Origin of the sequence: Campylobacter sp. S4:11 (assembly GCF_024723695.1) — a bacterium.
Taxonomy (GTDB): domain Bacteria; phylum Campylobacterota; class Campylobacteria; order Campylobacterales; family Campylobacteraceae; genus Campylobacter_D; species Campylobacter_D jejuni_C.
The window spans coordinates 39,445-61,128 of the sequence record NZ_JANQDC010000005.1 but is presented as its reverse complement, the minus strand read 5'-3'; the positions used below and the strand labels follow the sequence as shown (position 1 = coordinate 61,128).

Genomic DNA, 21,684 nt, shown 5'->3' with positions numbered 1-21,684 from the left:
GCTTTTAAGCTTCATTTTGCTTTAAAAATCTCTCTTTTATCTTTAAAATCAATATTTCTTTTGGCTTAATTACTGCGTTTTCTTTTCCATTAACTGCATGATATATGCTTACATTATAATTATTTGCATAAAAACGCATTAGAAAATTTTGTAATTTATACTCACTTGAAAAATTAAACCAAGCATTGTTTGAAATAGCTATGATGATCTTTGAGTGTTTGTAAAGTTTTTCTTTAGTTGCTTCAAAGCAGATGGCATTAGTGATGAGTTGATTATTTAGAGTGTATTGATTTAACTCCTTTCCTTTTGAAAATTCATCAATGTTTAAAAGGTATTTTTTAAAAAAGTTTTTAAATATAGGAATTTCTTCTCCAAAAGGTACAAGATAGTGTTTGTTAAAAACTTGTATGTCGCCATTGTCAAATACATAAGTACTATTATATAGATGATTAGGTGTAGCACTAATAGCACCTGTAATGATGATGATTTGTTTTGATAAGTCTTTTAAAGTTTGCAAATAGCTTGGTGCTTTATTTAAAGCAAAAGCAAAAGCAGTTTCAGGAAAAACAATCATTTCTTTACCTTCTTTTATAGCCTTGTTGATTTGATAAAATATATCTTTAGAATGAGTTTGCAAATTTTCTTGTATGAATTTTTGATCTTGAGAGATATTAGTTTGGATTAATTTATAGTCTAAATTTAGTGTTTGTGATTGTTTTTGATTATATTGAGCTCCTATTAGAATAAAGATTGAAATGATTGCTATTTTATAATATCTTGAGATATATTTTTCATAGTAAAAATAAGCAATCAAAAACATAGCTACAATGCCTTGGTAACTTGCATCAAAGATCCCATATACACTTAAAACACCCCAATTTAGCCAATCAAAGTCAAAAGGATGAATAAAACTAAGTAAAAAAATTCCACAAAGCCTTAAAAAATCATATTTAAGAAAAAAACATATTAAGAATAAAATTCCATAAATTATACCGATTAAGATAACTTCTAAAGGAATTAAATAAGCTAAATTAAAATAAATTGATGATAAACCTATCCACCAAAACCATAAAATTCCTACAAAAAATCCAGTATAAAAATATCCTACTTTACTTTTATTTCTTAGCAATAAAACCAAACCATATATACTTAAAAATGGAGAAATAAATTCAAAAAGTAAATTTTCAAAAAAAGAAAAATAAATAAAATTTGACAATAAAAGTGCAGAAAAAAAGGCTTTTATTATTTTAAAAGTGGTAGAATTAGAATTTATGAATTTTAAAAAAAGGGGAAGAAATGGCAGAAAACGGAAATATTTGGACTTCATTGTTGCCTCTCATTGTGCTTTTTGCGATTTTTTATTTTTTGGTTATTAGACCACAACAAAAACAAGCAAAAGACCACAAATTGATGGTTTCATCTTTAGAAAAAGGGGATAAAATCATCACAAATGGTGGGATAATTTGCGAGGTGGTAAAACCAGAAGAGGATTTTATCAAAGTTAAGCTTAATGATGAAAATGTAGTTGTAAAAATTTCTAGAGATTTTATAGCAAAGAAAATTGATGCGTAGTGGAAAAATTACTTATAGAAGTATTATTTTCTTTGTAGTTTTTCTTATAGGATTAATTTTTTCCATACCTTCTTTTATGCAGACCCAAAGTGGTGCTAAGATTAACCTAGGACTTGATTTGCAAGGTGGTTTGCATATGTTATTAGGTGTAGAAGTAGAAGAGGCGGTTAAGTCAAAGGTTAAATCCATAGCCTCTTCTCTTAGTTATTCTATCAATAAAGAAGACATTATTGTTGATAAAATCAAAGTAAATGATACTAGTATTGAATTTAGCTTATTAGATGAAAATGATGCAGCTAAGGTTGATTTGTTATTAAAAGACATTAAAGGCTTAGCTATCACACATGAAAATTTACACTACACGCTTTCTTTAACCCAAGAAGAAATCAAACTAACTCATGAACAAGCTATTTTACAAGCTGTAGAAACTATTAGAAATAGACTTGATCAATTTGGTCTTGCAGAGCCAAATGTAGCAAGATCGGGTGAGGATAAAATTTTAGTCGAACTTCCAGGCATTAAAACTGCTGCAGATGAAGCTAGAGCTAGAGAACTTATTGCAAAAGCTGCACATTTGCAATTAATGGAAGTAGATGATGTTAGAATGGATCAGGTAAATAATCTTACTCCAGCCCAAGCTGCTGAATATGGAGATTTGATTTTTGAAGATGCAAAAAACCCTCAAATTAAATATCTAGTAAAATCTATACCTATTCTTGATGGTTCTATGCTAACAGATGCAAAAGTAGGTTTTGCGCAAAGTAATAATCTTCCTGTGATTAATTTTACCTTAAATTCAGAAGGTGCAAAAAAATTTGGAGACTATACAGGAAATAATGTGGGAAAGCGCCTAGCTATAGTTTTGGATAATAAAGTTTATTCAGCTCCAAGAATTAATGAAAGAATAGGCGGGGGTAGCGGTCAAATTAGTGGTAGCTTTACTGTTGAAGAAGCTCATGATGTGGCTATTGCTTTAAGAAGTGGGGCGCTTTTAGCACCGGTTAAAATGCTTGAAAAAAGAAGTGTTGGACCATCTTTGGGTGCTGATAGTATTAAAATGAGTATGATAGCCCTAGCGGGTGCTTCTGTATTAGTTATTGCATTTATGGTGATGTATTATGGTATAGCAGGAATTTTTGCTAATATTGCTTTAGTGGCAAATATTTTAATGATTATTGCTGTAATGGCTATGTTTGGAGCAACCTTAACCTTGCCTGGTATGGCAGGACTTGTGCTTACTGTGGGTATGGCAGTAGATTCTAATGTTATTATTAATGAAAGAATTAGAGAATTATTACGAGAAGGTGCTAGTATAAGGCAAAGCGTTGAAAATGGCTATAAGCATGCAATGAGTGCGATTTTAGATTCTAATATTACTTCGCTTATTACTTCAGTAGTACTTTATGCTTATGGAACAGGTGCGGTAAAAGGTTTTGCGGTGACTTTAAGCATAGGAATTTTAGTTTCGATGATTACTTCTATTGTTGGAACTCATGGTATGTTTGAAATGTTTATGAACCGTATGGAAAAAAGCAATAACACAAGATTATGGTTTGGATATAGGAGACCTTAATGCAATTTTTTAGTCAAAAACATATTTATGATTTTATGAGAATGAGATTTGCAGCCATCTCTTTGTCTTTTATTTTATTTTTTGGTTCTATTTTTATTCTTTTTACTAAGGGTTTGAATTTTGGTATTGATTTTACCGGTGGAACTTTAGTGCAACTTCAATACGAGCAAAAAGCACCCTTGGCTGAAATTCGCAAAGCTTTAGCTATCAATGAAAATTTAAAAGGTGCTAGCGTTACTGAATTTGGCAGTGCAAATGAAGTGATTATTCGTTTTTCAGGAAGTAGTGATAGTTTGGGAAATGACATTGGAGTAAGCATTACAAATTTATTAAAAGATACAGGTAAATTTGAAGTGCGCCGTGTGGATGTAGTAGGTCCAAAAGTAGGAGATGAACTGCGTAATAAAGGTCTTATGGCGGTTGGAATTTCTTTGATTGCTATTTTGATTTATTTGGCAGTAAGATTTGAATGGCGTTTTGCTATGGCTTCTATTGTGTGTGAAATTCATGATATAGTCATTACTTTAGGTGCTATTGCGTTATTTGAAATAGATGTAAATTTAGATATTTTGGCGGCTGTTTTAACTGTGCTTGGATATTCTTTAAATGATACGATTATTATTTTTGATAGGATTAGAGAAGGTGTTAAAACAAGTAAAAATTCAAAACTTGATCTAATTATTAATGAATCAGTTTCTGCAACTTTATCAAGAACTACTTTAACAACGGGTTTAACCTTAATCACTGTTGTAGTGCTTTATTTTTTTGGTGGATCTATGATAGAAGGTTTTGCTCTAACTATGATAGTGGGTATTGTGGCAGGTACTGCAAGTTCTATATTTGTAGCAAGTCCAGCGCTTTTATGGTTTAAATTTAGTGTTACGCAGTATCGCCAAAAAGAATTAGAAAAAGTAAAGAAAAAACAAGAAAAAGAAAAATTAAGAGCGATGTATGAAAAAGGAACGGTGTAAAAATGAATTGGGGTAAGGTTATTTATATCTTTTTTGCTCTAATGAGCTTAACTACGACCGCAGGATTTTTATATGATCAAAATGAAGTTGCATTATTTATTGCAGCTTGTGTGAATTTAATTTCTACTTTATTGAAAATTGGAGTTAGAAATTTCTTAGCAGCTGAATTATTTGCAAGTTCTTTAGTGGCTGATTTGCATTTAATTCCAGCTTTTGCTTTAATACAAATTAATCCAGAAGCTAATATTATGGTTTATACTTTAGCAATTGGTGCTTTGATAGCTAATATTTTTTCAATGATTTTAGTTGTAGTTGATTCGGTAAAAAGTCAAGAAGAAAATTAGGAGTTAAAATGGCATACGAAGCAGATAAAATAGAAAAAAAATGGCAAAAGATTTGGCAAGAAAAAGAGTATTTTGAACCAAAAGATGATTTTTCTTTACCAAAAAAATACATTTTATCTATGTTTCCATATCCAAGCGGTAGAATTCATATGGGACATGTGAGAAATTATAGCATAGGTGATGCTATGGCTAGGTATTATAGAAAAAAAGGTTTTAATGTCTTGCATCCTATAGGTTTTGACAGTTTTGGTATGCCTGCTGAAAATGCTGCGATTAAACATGGTATCCATCCTAAAAAATGGACTTATGAAAATATTGATTATATGCAAAATGAGCTTGCTTCTTTAGGTTTTTCTTTTTCTAAAAAAAGAATGCTTGCTACTTCTGATCCCTTATATACTAAATTTGAGCAAGAATTTTTCATCAGAATGTATGAAAAAGGTTTAATTTATACCAAAGAAGCCGAAGTTAATTGGTGTGAGAATGACAAAACAGTTTTAGCAAACGAACAAGTTGAAGATGGTAAATGTTGGCGTTGCGGACATGAAGTCATTAGAAAAAAAATGCCAGGATATTATGTAAAAATTACCGCTTATGCAGATGAATTATTACAAGATCTTAAAAAATTAGAAGGAAAATGGCCAAGTCAAGTTCTAACTATGCAAGAAAATTGGATAGGTAAAAGCATGGGACTTAGTTTTGATTTTAATATAGAAGAAAATGATAAAATCAGTGCAAAAAAGATCAATGTTTTTACAACAAGGGCTGAGACTATTTATGGAGTGTCTTACATTGCTTTAGCGCCTGATCATGAAATAGTAAATGAATTAATTGATAAAAAATTACTAGATCAAGATACTATCATAAAAATTCAAAATATACAAAATCAAACACCACGTCAAAGACAAGCTGCATCAAAAGAAGGATATTTTTTAAATCTTTATGTAATCCATCCACTAAGTAAAGAAAAAATTCCTTTATGGACAGCTAATTTTGTTTTAAGTGATTATGGTAGTGGTGCTGTTATGAGTGTACCTGCTCATGATGAAAGAGATTATGAGTTTGCAAAAACTTATAATTTAGCTATAAAAAAAGTAATTTATAAAGATGAAAATGATGCGCAATGCTATACTTTAAAAGAAGGTGTTTTGATTAATAGTGGAGAATTTGATCAATTAGAATGCAATGAAGCTAGAGAAAAAATTAGTTTAAAAATTGAATCTTTGGGTATTGGTAAAAAGGTTACCAATTTTAAAATTCGTGATTGGGGTGTTTCTAGACAAAGATATTGGGGTGCTCCTATACCAATGATTAAGTGTAATTCTTGCGGTATAGTTCCTCAAAAAATAGAAAATTTACCTATTACCTTACCTGAGGATGTGGTGATAAATGGAGAAGGAAATCCACTAGATAAGCACGAAACATGGAAAGAATGCGTTTGTCCAAAATGTGGCAAAAAAGCACAAAAAGAAAGTGATACTTTAGATACTTTCTTTGAAAGTTCTTGGTATTTTGCACGTTTTGCAAGTGATGATAAAACATGGCAAGAAAAAGCTGTAGATGAAAAGAGTGTAAATTATTGGATGAATGTTGATGAGTATATTGGCGGGATTGAGCATGCGATATTACATTTACTTTATGCAAGATTTTTTCAAAAAGCACTTAGGGATTTGGGTTATTTAAAAGATGATGAGCCTTTTAATAGACTTTTAACCCAAGGAATGGTGACCAAAGATGGTGCTAAGATGAGTAAATCCAAGGGCAATGTAGTTGATCCTGATTATATTATAGAAAAATATGGAGCAGATAGTGCAAGATTGTTTATATTGTTTGCTGCACCACCTGCTAAAGAACTTGAATGGAATGATAGTGCGCTAGAGGGTGCGTTTAAATTTATCAATAGGCTTTATGAAAAGGCTATGAGTTTAGAATGTGGAAAATTGCAAGAAATTAATCATCAAAGTCTAAATAAAGAAGAAAAATATGCTAGATTAAAAGTTTATGAAGCTTTGAAAAAATCTTTCGAAGTTTATGAAGAAAGTTTTGCTTTTAATACCTTAATAGCTGCATGTATGGAAGCTTTAAATGCCTTAAATGCTATAAATCATAAAGAAGTTTCAAAAGAAGCTTTTTATATTATTTTAAATATTTTAGAGCCTATCATCCCTCATGTTTGTTTTGAGCTTAGTGAGTATTTGTTTAAATGTGAAAATTTTAAAGTATTAAAAATAAAAGATGAAGTTTTTGTAAAAGATAGTTTTAATATAGCTATTAGTGTTAATGGTAAAAAAAGAGCTCAGATTGAAATAAATTCAGAAGCCAAAGAAGATGAGATTTTAGCTTTAGCTAAAGAAAATGTCGCAAAATGGCTAGAGGGTAAAACTATAGTAAAAGAAATTTATGTTGATAAAAAATTGGTTAATTTGGTGGTTAAATGAAAAAATATCTAGTATTGTTTTTTGCTTTTTTTATCATATCTTGCGGGTATATCCCATCATCTCAAATGGCAAGCAGAGTTTTGGGTGAAAATGTATTTTTGAAAATCAATATTAGCAAACAAGATCCTGAAAATAGTGTTTATATAACAGATATTTTAAGAGAAGCTATGTTAAATAAACTTGGTAGAAAAATCACAGATGAGTATAATGCGGATAGTTCCATTGTTGTCACGATGAAAAGATTGGAATTTCTTCCTATGGTATACGATCAAAATGGTTATGTGATTAATTATAAAGCAGAGCTTTATTTAGAATTTATATTGCGTTATAAAAGCGGAAAAGAAGAAATTGTAAACACCAAAGGTAGTTATAATTTTGATATTAATCCAAATTCTATTATCAGTGATCAAGCTAGATTTGAAGCGATTAAAAATGCATCAAGTGAAGCTTTTGATGAGTTTATTTCTATTATAGCTATTAGGGGTTATAAATAATGGCGAGCCATATCAATGAGATTGCAAAAGAAACATTGATAAAGCTAAAAGAACGTAAATTACATCCAACTCCTGAAAATTATAGTGAGGTGTTTGAAGAGTGCGCTAAAAAAGCAGGAGTTATGAGTTTTAATAAAGCAAGAATAGAAAAATACACCAATCTTTTAGATGATATTTATAAGCAAGAACTGAAGAGAAAAAACATACGAACTATTGATGAGTTTTTGATGTTTTTGGTTTCTAGACTTAATAGGCAAGTAAGCAGAAAATACGAAGATGTCTATGCTTTACTCGGCTTAATTATTCAACAACTTAGTATTAGTAAAGATAAAAAAATTAAAGAGCTTGCACAAATTACTCAACACAGATTATCTCAAGCTATGGATTTAGAAACCATATATCTTTTAAGAGTCAAATGGAAAGAGCTTGAAAAATCTTATGAAGATCACGAGTTTTTAAAAAAATTAGAAGAATTTAATATTCGGGCATTTTTAGATTTTCATACTTTAATAGAAAAACTTATTGTTATGTTAAAAGAACGCTCTTATGAAAAGCAAGCTGAACTTTTACTAGCTTCTTTGGAGCCTTTATTTGGCGAGAGTAAAGAAGTGGAACAATTTAAACAAAATTTAAAAGATAATCCTAGATTGATTGCCAGAAAAGAATTTGCACATGAGTATTGTTTAATGTTGCAAAAAAAAGAAGCAATAGATAAATACTATATACAAAAAAATCTTTCTTTTTTTAATCAACATTTGGAAAACTTAAATGAAATGGTGTCAAAGCTTTATGATAATAGCCAAGAAGATGTGAAATTTATCAATACTTTAACTAAAGATGAAAATGGTAATGTGCAGATTAATTTTGACACATTAAAAGATAAGCTTTTATACGCAAATGAGCAAATAGCTCAAATTAAAACTCAAATTCAAGCTACAAGTGATGATGAGCAAAGAGAACAGTGGAATTTAGCTCAAGAGCTTAAAAAACTTGATGAAAATTATAAGCTTTATGTTGTTAATTATGCATTATGTTTTTTTAAAATCAATAATATAGAACACATTATTAATACATATGGTCTTGATAGTTTTAAGACTATTAGTGAAAAATTTAAAAAAATACTTAAGGATTTATGTAAAAATACAGCTGAAATTTGGATTTTAGATGAAAGTTCTTATTTAGTTATACTTCCAGGTAAAAATTTAGAAAGTGCGCAAATTTTTACAGAGCAAGCTTTAAAACTCATAGATGATTATAAATTTATTTATAAAGAAGAAATAGTTAAACTTGCTTTATCATCTTCTTGTATAGAAAAAAAAGAATTTCCAGAGGGTGATATTTTAAAAGAATTAATCCAAAAAAGCTTACTATGAAATTTCAGCAAATACTCTCACAAAAAACTATGTATGTGCAAAAAATTAGTAGGTTTTTTATGTTTAATATGTATGAAAAGTATAAAAAATTTATCCCAAAAACTAAAAATATCCAAATTATTGGCACTAATGGAAAAGGAAGTACAGGTAGATTTTTAGCGCTTTTGCTTTTAGAGCAAGGGTATAAAGTAGGTCATTATACGAGTCCTCATATTTTTGAATTTAATGAAAGATTTTGGCTAAATGGTAAAATTGCAAATAATGAACTTTTAGAAAAAGCACATGAAGAATTAGAAAGTATTTTTTTAGAAGATGTGAAAAAACTCAGCTATTTTGAATATGCTACTTTTTTAGCTTTTTTTGTTTTTAAAGATTGTGATTATGTGATTTTAGAAGCCGGAGTAGGTGGGGAATATGATGCTACAAGCGTTTTTGAAATAAATTTTAGTGTTTTTACTAAAATAGGTTTTGATCATCAAGACTTATTGGGTAAAAATTTAGAAGAAATAGCAAGAACAAAATTAAAAGCCATGAGTGCTAAAGTTTTAATTAGCCATAATCAAGAAGTAAAAGTATTAGAATTAGCTCAAAAAATAGCTAATCTAAAACAAGCTAGTTTAAATATTAGTATGTTAGATAAAAACAAAATTGTTTATCCTTGTGTGCAAGAATATATTCAAAAATATAATTTAGCAACTTTTTTAAAAGATAATCTTTTTTTAGCTTTGGAAGCTTTTTCTAAAATTTGTGTTAAAAATGAAAAAGAATTAATTCAAAGCATTAATAATTTACCAAAACTTGATTTAAAAGGAAGATGTGAGCAAGTAAGCCAAAATATTTTTGTTGATGTAGGACATAATGAAATGGCGGCTTTAGCTTTAGCTGAAATTTTTAAGGAAAAAAAAGTTCATTTAGTTTATAATTGCTTTTTAGATAAAGATTCTTATAAAATTTTAAGGGCTTTAAAGTCTATAATAAAAATAGTTGAAATTTATGAGTATGAAAGCAATGACAGACCTTTGGCAGGTTCTGTTTTGCTAGAAAATTTAGAAAAATTAGGTATTACTTATCAAAAATTTGAACAAATAAAAAAAGATGAGTTGTATTTAGTTTTTGGTTCTTTTGTATTGGTAGAAAATTTTTTAAGAGGCTATAATGAAAGATAAATTTACGTTAACTATCACAGATGTAAATGGTTCTAGACATTTTTTATTAAGTCAGATTATAAAAAAAGTAATTATTTATTTTACTTCTTTTGTTTTTGTTGTTATAGTTTTGGGTGCTTTGTATATTAATTATTTAGCAGATAAACGTTCAGAACTTTTAAAAGAACAAGAAGCATTATCTTCAAAAAACACTAAATTATTTTCTCAAAATGAAAGTATGCAAAAAAGTTTAGAAGAAAAAACAGCCTTATATGATGAACTTCAAACTCAACTTGCAGATATTGAAGAAAATTTAGGTTTAAAGCAAGATGAGAGCTTAGATATACCAGAAAGATTAGAAAAAGTTAAGCTTACTAATGATCAAGCTTATTTATTTTTAACACAAATTCCAAATGGTCATGTGATAGAAGATAATGGGGTTACAGGTAATTTTGGATGGCGTCATCATCCTATACTGAATAAAAAAGAATTTCATCCAGGTATTGATTTAAGAGCAGCTTTAAATACTCCTATTTATGCACCGGCAAATGGAGTGGTTGAATATGCCGCATATAGTAATAATGGCTATGGTTATTCAGTTATTTTAATTCATAATTTTGGTTTTAAAACAGTATATGCACATATGATGCGTAAAGATGTTGTCAAAGCAGGACAATTTGTAAAAAAAGGTGATTTATTGGGTTATACAGGAAATACAGGACTTTCTACAGGCCCACATTTACATTATGAGGTTAGATTTATTAATAAACTTTTAGATCCTAAAATTTTTATAGATTTAAACCGAAAAAATTATGAACAAATTTTTGAAAAAGAAAGGAGGGTTCCATGGCAATCTTTAATAAAGGCTCTATTGCTACAGTATCCGAAACTACAGTCATTTCAAACGGAGCAAAAATAGAAGGAAAATTTTATTTTGACTCTATGCTTCATTTAGATGGAGAAATTACAGGAGTGATTAATTCTTCTAATGTGATAGTGATAGGCAAAAGTGGTATTTTAAAAGGACAAGTTAAAGCAAGCAAGATAGTGATTAATGGAGTTTTTGAAGGTGAGATGCAAGTTGATTCTTTAGAAATTTTATCCGGTGGTGTACTTAATGGTAATATTATAGTTAAACAATTAAGTATTGAAAATGGTGGAAAATTTAATGGAAGTAGTAAAATAATTGAAAAAGATGAAGAACTTGCAACTATCGATGTTAGTATAGAAAATTCAGAAAATGCAAGCTAAATTATATGAATATTTACTAAGTAGTAAAACTGAGTTAATAATTTGCGAGAATGATAAAGAAGCAGACGAATTAGCTCAGGTTTGCTTATTTTTAAATTTCAAAACCTTTGTTTTACCTGATTTTAGAGCAGAATTTGGTAGCGATTTACGTTCTTTTTCTAAAGAACTTTTTGAAATATGTAAAGTATTAAATGCTTATCATAAAGAAGATGAAAATAAAATTTTAATATCCCCTATAAAAACAATTTTACAAAAACTCCCTGGAAAAAAGCATCTAAAAAACATTACTCTTAAAAGAAATTCACTTCTTGCTTTAGAGAAATTTAAAGAAGAAATTTTACATAGTGGGTATGAGTTTGTAGATATAGTTCAAGATAAGGGCGAAGTTTCAATACGTGGGGATATTATAGATATTTTTGCGATCAATGAAGAGCAACCTTTTAGAATTTTGCTTTTTTCAGATGAGATAGAAAGTATAAGATATTTTGATATTCATACGCAAAAATCAATCCCAAATGAACTTTCAAAGATTGAGATTTGTCCATTTTTGAGCGCTTTTAATCAAGATCAATATGAAAATTTACAAGAAAAGATTCAAAATTTTCAAAGTCAAAGCATTATTAATGATGTTAATTCTTTAGGTTTTTGGTGTATTGATGATTTTTGTGATTATTTGGATTTAAATTTTGTGAGTATAAAAAAATTTGATGTAAATGATTTTGAAGAAGATATTAGCAAAATCAATCAAAATATTTTACCTGAACCAAAATTTTATAAAGATTTAGTAAGCTCTTACAATCACGATTTTTTCACTTTTCATAAAGATAAGAAAATTACTATTTTAGCTAAAAATGAAGCTTTGTTTAAAACTTTAAATATACAAGAATTTCCAAATATTAAATTAAAAATATCCCAAGAAAGAATTAATTTAAGCACTCAAGATGAGCTTATCATCTCTTTAAATAAAAAAGAAAAAAATAAAAGAGTTAGAAAAGCAAGTTTGGTAATAGATGAGCTTAGGGTTGGGGATTTTGTTGTGCATGAAGATTATGGTATAGCTAAATTTTTAGGTCTTGAGATAATTGCAATAGCAGGAGCAAAAAAAGAATTTGTCGCTCTTGGGTATTTAAATAATGACAAGCTTTTATTGCCTGTTGAAAATTTATATATGATTGATAAATATATCGGCGCAAGTGGTGGTGTGCCTTTACTTGATAAGCTTGGAAAAGGAAGTTTTCTAAAAATCAAAGAAAGATTAAAAGAAAAATTATTTGCCATTGCTTCAAATATAGTTTCTTTAGCAGCAGCTAGAGCTTTGATAAAGGCAAAAGAATTAAAAATTTCTCAAGAATTACAAGATGAATTTATCAATAAGGCCGGATTTTTTTATACTAAAGATCAAAGTCAAGTTTGCCAAGAAATTACTCAGGATTTAAAAAGTATGCAGGTAATGGATAGGCTTTTAAGTGGTGATGTGGGTTTTGGTAAAACAGAAGTTGCTATGAACGCTATATTTACTTGTGTGAAAAGTGGTTATACGGCTTTATTTTTTGTGCCAACTACTTTGCTTTCAGCCCAGCATTTTAAAACCTTAAAACGAAGATTTGATTCTTTTAATATAGAGGTTTTTAAGCTAGATCGTTTTACTAGTGCTAAAGAAAAAAAACAAGTTTTGGCATTTTTAAAAGAAAATAAGCCTTGTGTAGTGGTTGGAACGCATTCTCTTTTAGGGGTTGAGTGTGAAAATTTGGGTTTAGTCGTGATAGATGAGGAGCATAAATTTGGTGTAAAACAAAAAGAAAAACTCAAGGAACTAAGTAAAAATTCACATATTCTATCTATGTCGGCAACGCCTATACCAAGAAGTTTAAATCAAGCTCTTAGCTCTTTAAAGTCATATAGTGTTTTACAAACTCCACCTGAGGATCGTTTGGATGTGCGTACCTTTGTTAGAGAAAGTAATGACGCTTTGATTAAAGAAGCTATTTCAAGAGAATTAAGAAGAGCAGGACAGATTTTTTATATACACAATCATATAGCAAGTATTGATGGGTGTAAAAAATATCTTTTAGATTTGTTTCCAAATTTAAAAATTTTAATCTTGCATTCTAAAATTGATGCAAAAACTACTGAAGAAGAAATGATTAAATTTGAAAATAAAGAATATGATTTATTGCTTTGTACTTCTATAGTTGAAAGTGGTATTGATTTGGCAAATGCAAATACTATTATAGTAGAAAATTCAGATCGCTTTGGTATGGCTGATTTGCACCAACTTAGAGGAAGAGTAGGGCGTAGCGCTAAGCAAGGATATTGTTATTTTTTGATTGAAGATAAGGAAAAAATCACAAAAGATTCTTTAAAAAGACTTACGAGCTTAGAGAGTAATTCTTATTTAGGCTCAGGAAGCGTGCTTGCTTATCATGATTTAGAAATTCGTGGGGGTGGAAATTTATTAGGCGTGGATCAAAGTGGGCATATAGAGCAAATTGGTTATAGTTTGTATCTTAAAATGTTAGAAGATGAGATTAATAAGCTAAGTAAAAAAGAAGAAATTAAAGAGAAAAAAATAGATTTAAAGCTTAATATCAATGCCTTTTTAAATAGTGAGTATATTAGCGAAGATCGTTTGAGATTGGAACTTTATAGAAGACTTAGTAAGTGTATGAGTGTTAATGAAGTTTATGAGATAGAAAGTGAGATGAATGATCGTTTTGGAAGGCCTGATGTTTTTACTAAGCAGTTTTTGGATTTAATCATCATAAAAATTTTAGCTAGCAAGCATTATAAACTAGTGAGCAATTATGAGCAAAATATTTGTTTTGTAAAAGATGATGAGAACAAGGAAGTCATTAAGGCAAAAAGTAAAGATGATGATGATGTGATTGAGGCTATTTTGATGCATTTAAGAAAGAGTGAAAAAGCATGAGTGGATATGAAATTTTTAAAGCTTTAATTAATGCAAATATTGACTATAAAGATTTTGAGTGGCTAGAAAATAATACTTTAAGTGAGTTTGAAATTTTAATTTCTGTGGTTTTAACTCAAAATACAAACTGGAAAAATGTGTTAAAAGCTTTGACAAATTTAAAACAAGCAAATATTACCAAGATAGAAGATTTATCAAATTTAAACACTCAAGATTTAGCGCTTTTAATAAAGCCAAGTGGATTTTATAATACCAAAGCAAAATATATTAAAAATTTTACTCAAAAATATTTTCAAGATTTTAATTCTTTTGAACTTTTTAAAGAAGAAGTAGATAGAGAATGGCTTTTAGGTATTAAAGGCTTGGGTCAAGAAAGTGCAGATGGAATTTTAAATTATATATGTAAAAAAGAAGTTTTGGTAGTTGATACTTATAGTGCAAAAATAGCTAATTATTTAGGCTATGAGTGTCAAAGTTATGATGAATTGGCAGATTTTTTTAAAAAAGACATAGCTAAGAATCAGCAGGAATTGTGTGTTTTGCTAAAAAAAGAATGTAAATTATACGAGCTTTATCAAATTTTTCATGCCTTAATTGTTTCTTTTTGTAAAATATATTTTCAAGGTAAAAAACTTTCAGTAGATGGTGTGCCTATTTTAGACCCTTTAAAATTTTAAATTTATTTTTCATTTAAAAAGTTAATTTTTTACGATTAAAGTGCTATAATGTATTTAACTTCATAAAAAGGAGAAGTAATGAATACAAGTATAGTTGGAAAGCAATTTGAACTAACAGAGTCTATAAAAGAGTATGTGGAAAAAAGCTTTGATACTTTAAGTAAATATGGCTTAGATGTGATTTCTGCGCGTTGCGTTATAAGTGCTGATGAAAGGCATGGAAAGAAAGGGTTTTGGGCTGAATTTAGCATTAATCTGGCTGGCATTAATACAGTGGTGGTTAAACAAAAAGATAAAGATTTATATGCTGCTATAGATTTAGCTATCGATAGAATTTCTAAGGTTTTAAGAAGATTACATGATAAAAATATCACCCATAAGCATCAAGATGAGATAAAAGAAAATTTAGTATTACCAAGCGTGATCGAGGAAGATGAGATAGTTCCAACAGAACTTGAGCTATATAAACCTTTAGAAATTGAAGAAGCATTGGAAAAATTAAAAGCAAGTAAAGATATATTTTTAGTTTTTAATGATATAGATGCAAAAATGAGGGTGCTATATAAGAAAAAAGATGGTAAATTTGGTTTATTTTAAAAAATCTAGCCTTTTTTAAGGCTAGATGTATTAGAAGAGTTTGTTAAAGATTTTATCTATTGCTTGATCTACTTTTTTACCTGTATTTTTAGCGCCATCACTAGCATTACCACCTATTGTATTAACAATAGAATTTACCACACTTTTTGTATCAAGACTTACTTTAGGATTTTGTGTTGTTCCTTTTATAATTCCTTTGAAATTTGCTCTATCAATGACGATATTAAAAGGAATGTTTAATTTAGTGCTTTTTGTATCAACCTTACCTTTGCTAATATTTATATTGCTTCTATCAGCTATTAGGTTTAAATTTAAATCTATGAGATTTTTATCGATATTTATTTTGGCTTCACCATTGCGATATACATCTTGAGTAATATCCTTTTGTAAAAGTAGCATTAAGGCACTTGTGATGAGGTTTTTCTTAAGTTGTCCATCGGCTAAGTTTATTAACACTACACCGCTTTCTTTTAAAAGATTATAATCAATGCTTAAATTTGATTTTGCTTGGTAATAATCAGGTAAATCTAAACTTTGAGCTAAATTTGAAAGATCGGTATTTTGCATTTTAGCGTTAAAAATATTATTTTTTAAAGTGGCATCTAATGAACCATTGAATATATTTTTACTATTAATGCTTGCATCTATTAAAGCGTTTTTAAAATCAAATTTTCCTTCAAAATCAGCTTTGCCTTTTAAGTTTCTATCAACTAAAAATCCTAGCTTAGAAAAATCTTGCAATGATATATTATAAGTGCTTGCTAGAGCCATTTGATTAAGATCAAATTTACCTTTTAATGAATTAATATTCGCAAATGAGCTTAGAGCTTTAGCATTAAAATCAATGATTGATTTAGAAATTTTTCCATCAAGATTGATTTTTGCTGAAGTATTCTTTGGAAATTTTTTCTCTAAAAGCTTAGATAATTCTACCTCATTAAAAGAAGAATTAATAATTGCTTTAAAATCACCATTAATATTGCTAAAATCAAGTGATTTTAAGTCAATATCTGCATTTACATCTCCATAAGCTAAAACTTTTTGTCCTATCAAAGGAAAAAGTTGTTCTAATTTTATATTATCAACCTTTGCTTGTAAACTTTTTCCATTAGATTTTGCATTGATAAGCCCTTGCATGATTTTAATATTTGCATCAAGATTTTGAATTTGATTTGCCTTGAGATCAACTTTGGCATCTAAATTTAAAGGCCCATTGAGATCTTGTTTGATTAAAGGTTTTAATTTGTTAAGATTGTCTACAAAAGCACTAATTTGTGCATTTAAATCTTTGTTTGTAAGATTATATGAGCCTTTTAGTTGAGGTATTTTTGCTATGTTTGAATCAAGCAAAGCTTCATAATCAATTAAAGAATTTTTCGCATTTGCTTTAGCTTGTAAGTTAAAAGTTGTTTTTGGAAAATCAAGATTACTTAGTTTTTTAAATTCTATAACATTTATATTTGCATTATTTAACCTAGTATTTAGATTGAAATTTTTAAAATCAAACCCTTGTGCTTTTAAATCTAAAACTAATTTAGAATTAATAAAAGCAGGCATAGAGATAGTCTTTAAAAGCTCTGCTACTTCTATATTAGTTGTATTGATATTAAGATTATTATTTTCTAAAACAGCTTTTAAGCTACCACCAAATCCAAGTAAGTTAGCATCTAATTTTTGCAATTGATTATTTGCAAAAAGTAAATTACCTTGAATTTGACTTTTACCTTGGAGTTTCATTTTGGCTAGAGATGAAAATTGATTAAAATCATCTATTTTGATATCAAAATCACTAGTTAAGCTTTGTTTTGTTATATCATAAATACTTTTTTGTGTATAAAGTTTGAAGAAGTTGCTTAAAATTTCACTTTTAGAAATAACTTCATTGTTTTGGATTAAAGATCTTATCTCACCTTTTATATAACTTTGTTTTGGCAAGCTTAGATTAAAATCTTTTTCGATTAGTGTATTGTTGATAGAACTTGTGTAAAAATTAATCAAAGCATTACCATTTGGTTTTAAATCTTTAGCTTGTATATCGCTTATAATACTAATTTTTCCTTGAGCGTATCTTGGTAGATTAGCAAAATCTAAAATTTGAGCTAAATCTATATTTTTTCCAATAAATTCAAGATTTATAGGGGAAAAATCAACGATTTTTGCATCTAAACTAAGATTAGAATCAAACAAAAATCCATTTCCTTTTACTAAAAAATCACTACTTTTACCTACAACATTACCCTTGAATGTAAAATCTTTATCGCTTTTTAAGCCAAGATTTTGAATATAATTTTGTTTGAGTCCTAAAAGATAGTTTAAATCAAACCCTAGTCTTAAAGGTGATATACCACCTTCTATATTAGCAAAAAATTTATCATCAATATTTGCTTTAATGTCAAGTTGTGAAAAACTAATTTTAAAATTTTCAAATTTAACATTCATACCGCTTTTTTGAGCAATAATCGTTTCGATTCTTGGTTTTAAAAAAGCATTACCCATACTTGTAAATAATAATGTATATATGGTTAGCAATACTACACATACTATACCTAAAAGAATGTAAAGAATTTTTTTCATAAGAAACCTTTATAATGATATATCATATAAATTTAGTGTAATAGACTAAACTTATATGATATATTTTACTTAATTTATTGACAATTAACTTTCTTTAATGTATAATTCTATCACTCAAAAACAAAGAGTGCTAAAAATAGCACATTTTAGAAAGGATAAAAAATGAATTTTCAACCTCTAGGAAAGCGTATTTTGGTAAAACGCTTAGAAGAAATGAAAACTACTGCTTCTGGGATTATTATACCAGATAATGCTAAAGAAAAACCATTAAATGGTGAAGTTGTTGCAGTAAGCAAAGAAATAGAAGATGTTAAAGTAAATGATAAAGTAATGTTTGCAAAATACGGTGGAACTGAAATAAAACTTGACAATGAAGAGTATTTAGTTCTTAATGTTGAAGATGTTTTAGGGATTATTAAATAAAAAAGGATAAAAAATGGCAAAAGAAATATTTTTTTCAGATGAAGCAAGAAATAAACTTTATGAAGGCGTTAAAAAACTTAATGATGCAGTAAAAGTTACTATGGGGCCACGTGGTCGTAATGTATTAATCCAAAAAAGTTTTGGTGCTCCTACTATCACAAAAGATGGTGTGAGTGTAGCTAAAGAAGTAGAATTAAAAGATTCTTTAGAAAATATGGGTGCTTCTTTAGTTAGAGAAGTAGCTAGCAAAACAGCTGATCAAGCAGGTGATGGAACAACAACAGCAACAGTTTTAGCGCATGCGATTTTCAAAGAAGGTTTAAGAAATATCACAGCAGGTGCTAATCCTATCGAAGTAAAACGCGGTATGGATAAAGCTTGCGAAGCTATAGTAGCTGAACTTAAAAAACTTTCTCGTGAAGTTAAAGATAAAAAAGAAATTGCTCAAGTTGCAACAATTTCTGCAAATTCAGATGAGAAAATCGGAAATTTAATTGCCGATGCTATGGAAAAAGTTGGAAAAGATGGTGTTATCACTGTTGAAGAAGCAAAATCAATTAATGATGAATTAAATGTAGTTGAAGGTATGCAATTTGATAGAGGTTATTTAAGTCCATATTTCATTACAAATACTGAAAAAATGACAGCTGAATTGCAAAATCCATTTATTTTGTTATTTGATAAAAAAATTGCTAACTTAAAAGATTTATTACCAATTTTAGAACAAATTCAAAAAACAGGAAAACCACTTTTGATTATAGCTGAAGACATTGAAGGTGAAGCTTTAGCAACTTTAGTTGTAAATAAATTAAGAGGTGTTTTAAATATTTCAGCAGTTAAAGCTCCTGGATTTGGTGATAGAAGAAAAGCTATGCTTGAAGATATTGCTATTTTAACAGGCGGTGAAGTGATTTCTGAAGAGCTTGGAAGAACTTTAGAAAGCGCTAGTATCCAAGATTTAGGTCAAGCTTCAAGCGTGATTATTGATAAAGACAATACAACTATTGTAAATGGAGCAGGTGAAAAAGCAAATATTGATGCAAGAATTAACCAAATAAAAGCTCAAATTGCTGAAACAAGCTCAGATTATGATAGAGAAAAACTACAAGAAAGATTAGCTAAATTAAGCGGTGGTGTAGCGGTAATTAAAGTTGGTGCAGCTACTGAAACTGAAATGAAAGAGAAAAAAGATAGAGTTGATGATGCATTAAGCGCTACAAAGGCTGCTGTTGAAGAAGGTATAGTAATAGGTGGCGGTGCTGCATTAATTAAAGCAAAATCAAAAATCAGCTTGAATTTACAAGGAGATGAAGCTATTGGTGCAGCTATTGTAGAAAGAGCTTTAAGAGCACCTTTAAGACAAATTGCTGAAAATGCTGGATTTGATGCTGGTGTAGTTGTAAATACAGTAGAAAATAGTAAAGAAGAAAATACTGGTTTTGATGCTGCAAAAGGTGAATATGTAAATATGCTTGAAAGCGGTATTATCGATCCTGTTAAAGTAGAAAGAGTGGCTTTACTTAATGCAGTTTCAGTGGCTAGCATGCTTTTAACAACTGAAGCTACAATTAGTGAAATTAAAGAAGACAAACCTGCTATGCCTGATATGAGTGGCATGGGCGGTATGGGAGGCATGGGCGGTATGATGTAACCCATTCTTAATTTTTTAAAAGCAAGGATTTTCCTTGCTCTATTTGTATTATCTCTGAGGTTAAAATGCTTATTCAACCAAAACCTATTACAAGAAAGTATGAAGATATAATTAGAAATATAAATGAAGGTTTTTATCAAATTCCAAAATTTCAAAGGGATTTTGTATGGAAAAAAGAGCAGGTTGCTAAATTGATTGATAGCTTAATCAAGGGATTTCCTATAGGAAGTTTTATTTTGTGGAAAACCAAAGAAAGATTAAGATCATTAAAAAAAATTGGTAATTATTTTCTAAATGATATAAAAGAAGGTGATTTTGTTTTATATGTTTTAGATGGCCAACAAAGAATGACTTCGTTATATCTTGCCATAAATGGCGTTCAAATAGAAAAAGAAGATTACAAAGAACTCTATATTAATTTAGATAAACTTGAAACAAATGAAGAAATTTGCAGTATAGAAAAAGGCAAGGGAAATTATATAAGTTTTTATGATTTAATGAATGCTTCTATTGTGGATTTGGTAAATAATTTTAATAAAGACTTAGATAAAATACACAAAATAGAAAAAATAAGAGATTGGATAAAATCGTATGAATTTTCAACTATAGAGATTGATGATACTTCTATAGAAAGAATAACTGAAATTTTTACAAGAATTAATACAACGGGAAAAGATTTAACATTATTTGAAATAATGAATGCTAAAGTCTATGATGAAAATAAAAAATTTGATTTAGAAGATAGTTATAATAACCTCATAAGAGAATTAGAAATTAGTGCATATGAAACAATAGCCGAAAATAAAACTATTATTTTACAATTATTATCTTTAAATTTGATAAAAAATTCTAAAACAAGTGCAATTTTATCTATAAATAAAAATCAATTTATAGATGAATGGGATAATACAATTAAGGCATTAAAATTAGCGATTGATAAAATAAGAGATTATTTTAAAATAGAAGTATCAAAACTTTTACCTTATTATGTTTTAATAGTTCCAATTGCTTATTTTTATAGAATTAATGATTTTAAACCTCCAACTAATACTCAATTAAAACAAATTGAAAGATATTTTTTTAGATGTGCAATTAGTTGGAGGTTTTCTTCTTCTGTTGAAAGTAAATTAAATTCTGATATAAAAATAATTGAAAATATCAAAAACAATATAAATGTAAATTTTGATAAAGAATTACCATTGCAAAACAAACAAAAAGATTATTTTATTGAACTTTTAAAAGAAGATTTTTCATCATCAAATGCTTTTGATAAAGCAGTTCTTTGTATATTAGCTTATAATGAACCTAAAAAATTTAGCGACAATTCAAAAGTAAGATTAGATAATTCTTATCTCAGTATAGCTTCTTCTAAAAATTATCATCATTTTTTTCCAAAAGCATATTTGAAAAGAATAAACAACACCGATAATGCAAATGCATTAGCTAACATAACACTAGTGGATGATTATTTAAATAAAAGAATTATAAGGGATAGAAATCCTCAAGAGTATATAAAATATTTTGAAAAAGAAAATAGTAATATCGATGAGGCATTAAAATCTCATTTTATTATACACGATGATTTTGTAGACTATAATTTGTTTTTAGACAAAAGAGCTAATGCGTTAGCTGAAGAAATTTTAAAAAGAATTTAATTGCAAAAAGGTATCAT

18 protein-coding genes are annotated in these 21,684 nt (G+C 28.4%); 16 read left to right on the top strand and 2 right to left on the bottom strand.

Going from position 1 to position 21,684, the window contains the following annotated elements; all coding sequences use genetic code 11:
• Nucleotides 1–4: 4 nt before the first annotated feature.
• Nucleotides 5–1,327: an apolipoprotein N-acyltransferase gene (locus CAMP5053_RS02775; RefSeq protein WP_337217214.1), complete on the bottom strand. Its 1,323-nt coding sequence runs from the start codon at nucleotides 1,325–1,327 to the stop codon at nucleotides 5–7.
• On the opposite strand from CAMP5053_RS02775, the gene yajC reads away from it, so the two are divergent.
• From yajC to hpf, 13 genes are all read left to right on the top strand, one after another.
• On the top strand, nucleotides 1,297–1,572 hold the full coding sequence (gene yajC, locus CAMP5053_RS02770) for a preprotein translocase subunit YajC (protein WP_039618686.1): 276 nt from the start codon (nucleotides 1,297–1,299) through the stop codon (nucleotides 1,570–1,572). The two genes, CAMP5053_RS02775 and yajC, sit on opposite strands and share 31 nt — an antisense overlap.
• Entirely contained in the window at nucleotides 1,565–3,145 is a 1,581-nt protein-coding gene (secD, locus tag CAMP5053_RS02765) for a protein translocase subunit SecD (protein ID WP_087700763.1), read from the top strand. The genes yajC and secD overlap by 8 nt, the downstream gene beginning before the upstream one ends.
• Nucleotides 3,145–4,116, top strand: coding sequence for a protein translocase subunit SecF (gene secF, locus CAMP5053_RS02760; protein WP_214135893.1), 972 nt, complete (start codon nucleotides 3,145–3,147; stop codon nucleotides 4,114–4,116). The genes secD and secF overlap by 1 nt, the downstream gene beginning before the upstream one ends.
• 2 nt (nucleotides 4,117–4,118) lie before the next feature.
• Nucleotides 4,119–4,460: a DUF6394 family protein gene (locus tag CAMP5053_RS02755; RefSeq protein WP_214135894.1), complete on the top strand. Its 342-nt coding sequence runs from the start codon at nucleotides 4,119–4,121 to the stop codon at nucleotides 4,458–4,460.
• A gap of 8 nt (nucleotides 4,461–4,468) precedes the next feature.
• Nucleotides 4,469–6,898: a leucine--tRNA ligase gene (leuS, locus tag CAMP5053_RS02750; protein ID WP_214135895.1), complete on the top strand. Its 2,430-nt coding sequence runs from the start codon at nucleotides 4,469–4,471 to the stop codon at nucleotides 6,896–6,898.
• Nucleotides 6,895–7,392 (top strand): LPS assembly lipoprotein LptE, encoded by a 498-nt coding sequence (gene lptE / locus CAMP5053_RS02745; protein ID WP_087700767.1) that lies wholly within the window; start codon nucleotides 6,895–6,897, stop codon nucleotides 7,390–7,392. The genes leuS and lptE overlap by 4 nt, the downstream gene beginning before the upstream one ends.
• On the top strand, nucleotides 7,392–8,765 hold the full coding sequence (locus CAMP5053_RS02740) for a hypothetical protein (protein ID WP_337217213.1): 1,374 nt from the start codon (nucleotides 7,392–7,394) through the stop codon (nucleotides 8,763–8,765). The genes lptE and CAMP5053_RS02740 overlap by 1 nt, the downstream gene beginning before the upstream one ends.
• A complete protein-coding gene (locus tag CAMP5053_RS02735; RefSeq protein ID WP_337217212.1) occupies nucleotides 8,762–9,931 on the top strand; it encodes a Mur ligase family protein in 1,170 nt (389 codons plus the stop codon). Before CAMP5053_RS02740 ends, CAMP5053_RS02735 begins: the two co-directional genes overlap by 4 nt.
• Nucleotides 9,918–10,829, top strand: a complete 912-nt coding sequence (locus CAMP5053_RS02730; protein ID WP_251813763.1) for a M23 family metallopeptidase — start codon at nucleotides 9,918–9,920, stop codon at nucleotides 10,827–10,829. The genes CAMP5053_RS02735 and CAMP5053_RS02730 overlap by 14 nt, the downstream gene beginning before the upstream one ends.
• Complete coding sequence (locus CAMP5053_RS02725) at nucleotides 10,757–11,161, top strand: bactofilin family protein (protein ID WP_087700771.1); 405 nt, start codon at nucleotides 10,757–10,759, stop codon at nucleotides 11,159–11,161. The genes CAMP5053_RS02730 and CAMP5053_RS02725 overlap by 73 nt, the downstream gene beginning before the upstream one ends.
• The gene (locus CAMP5053_RS02720; RefSeq protein ID WP_337217211.1) at nucleotides 11,151–14,090 is read left to right on the top strand and encodes a DEAD/DEAH box helicase; all 2,940 of its coding nucleotides are present in this window, start codon (nucleotides 11,151–11,153) and stop codon (nucleotides 14,088–14,090) included. Before CAMP5053_RS02725 ends, CAMP5053_RS02720 begins: the two co-directional genes overlap by 11 nt.
• Nucleotides 14,087–14,767, top strand: a complete 681-nt coding sequence (locus CAMP5053_RS02715) for an endonuclease III domain-containing protein (RefSeq protein WP_214135899.1) — start codon at nucleotides 14,087–14,089, stop codon at nucleotides 14,765–14,767. The genes CAMP5053_RS02720 and CAMP5053_RS02715 overlap by 4 nt, the downstream gene beginning before the upstream one ends.
• Before the next feature lie 78 nt (nucleotides 14,768–14,845).
• Nucleotides 14,846–15,364 carry a ribosome hibernation-promoting factor, HPF/YfiA family gene (hpf, locus tag CAMP5053_RS02710; RefSeq protein WP_087700774.1) on the top strand — a complete coding sequence of 173 codons (519 nt, stop codon included), beginning with the start codon at nucleotides 14,846–14,848 and terminating at the stop codon, nucleotides 15,362–15,364.
• Between the two features lie 30 nt (nucleotides 15,365–15,394).
• Here the strand turns inward: hpf and CAMP5053_RS02705 are convergent, their stop codons facing one another.
• Entirely contained in the window at nucleotides 15,395–17,938 is a 2,544-nt protein-coding gene (locus CAMP5053_RS02705) for a hypothetical protein (RefSeq protein WP_337217210.1), read from the bottom strand.
• Between the two features lie 162 nt (nucleotides 17,939–18,100).
• Here CAMP5053_RS02705 and groES point away from each other — a divergent pair, with 162 nt between their 5' ends.
• The 3 genes from groES to CAMP5053_RS02690 all read left to right on the top strand — a co-directional run bounded on the left by groES (nucleotide 18,101) and on the right by CAMP5053_RS02690 (nucleotide 21,667).
• Complete coding sequence (gene groES / locus CAMP5053_RS02700; RefSeq protein WP_257941733.1) at nucleotides 18,101–18,361, top strand: co-chaperone GroES; 261 nt, start codon at nucleotides 18,101–18,103, stop codon at nucleotides 18,359–18,361.
• Nucleotides 18,362–18,374: 13 nt separating this feature from the next.
• Entirely contained in the window at nucleotides 18,375–20,012 is a 1,638-nt protein-coding gene (groL, locus tag CAMP5053_RS02695; protein WP_070256698.1) for a chaperonin GroEL, read from the top strand.
• A 65-nt stretch (nucleotides 20,013–20,077) separates the two neighbouring features.
• Nucleotides 20,078–21,667, top strand: a complete 1,590-nt coding sequence (locus CAMP5053_RS02690; protein WP_263667190.1) for a GmrSD restriction endonuclease domain-containing protein — start codon at nucleotides 20,078–20,080, stop codon at nucleotides 21,665–21,667.
• Nucleotides 21,668–21,684 lie beyond the last annotated feature (17 nt).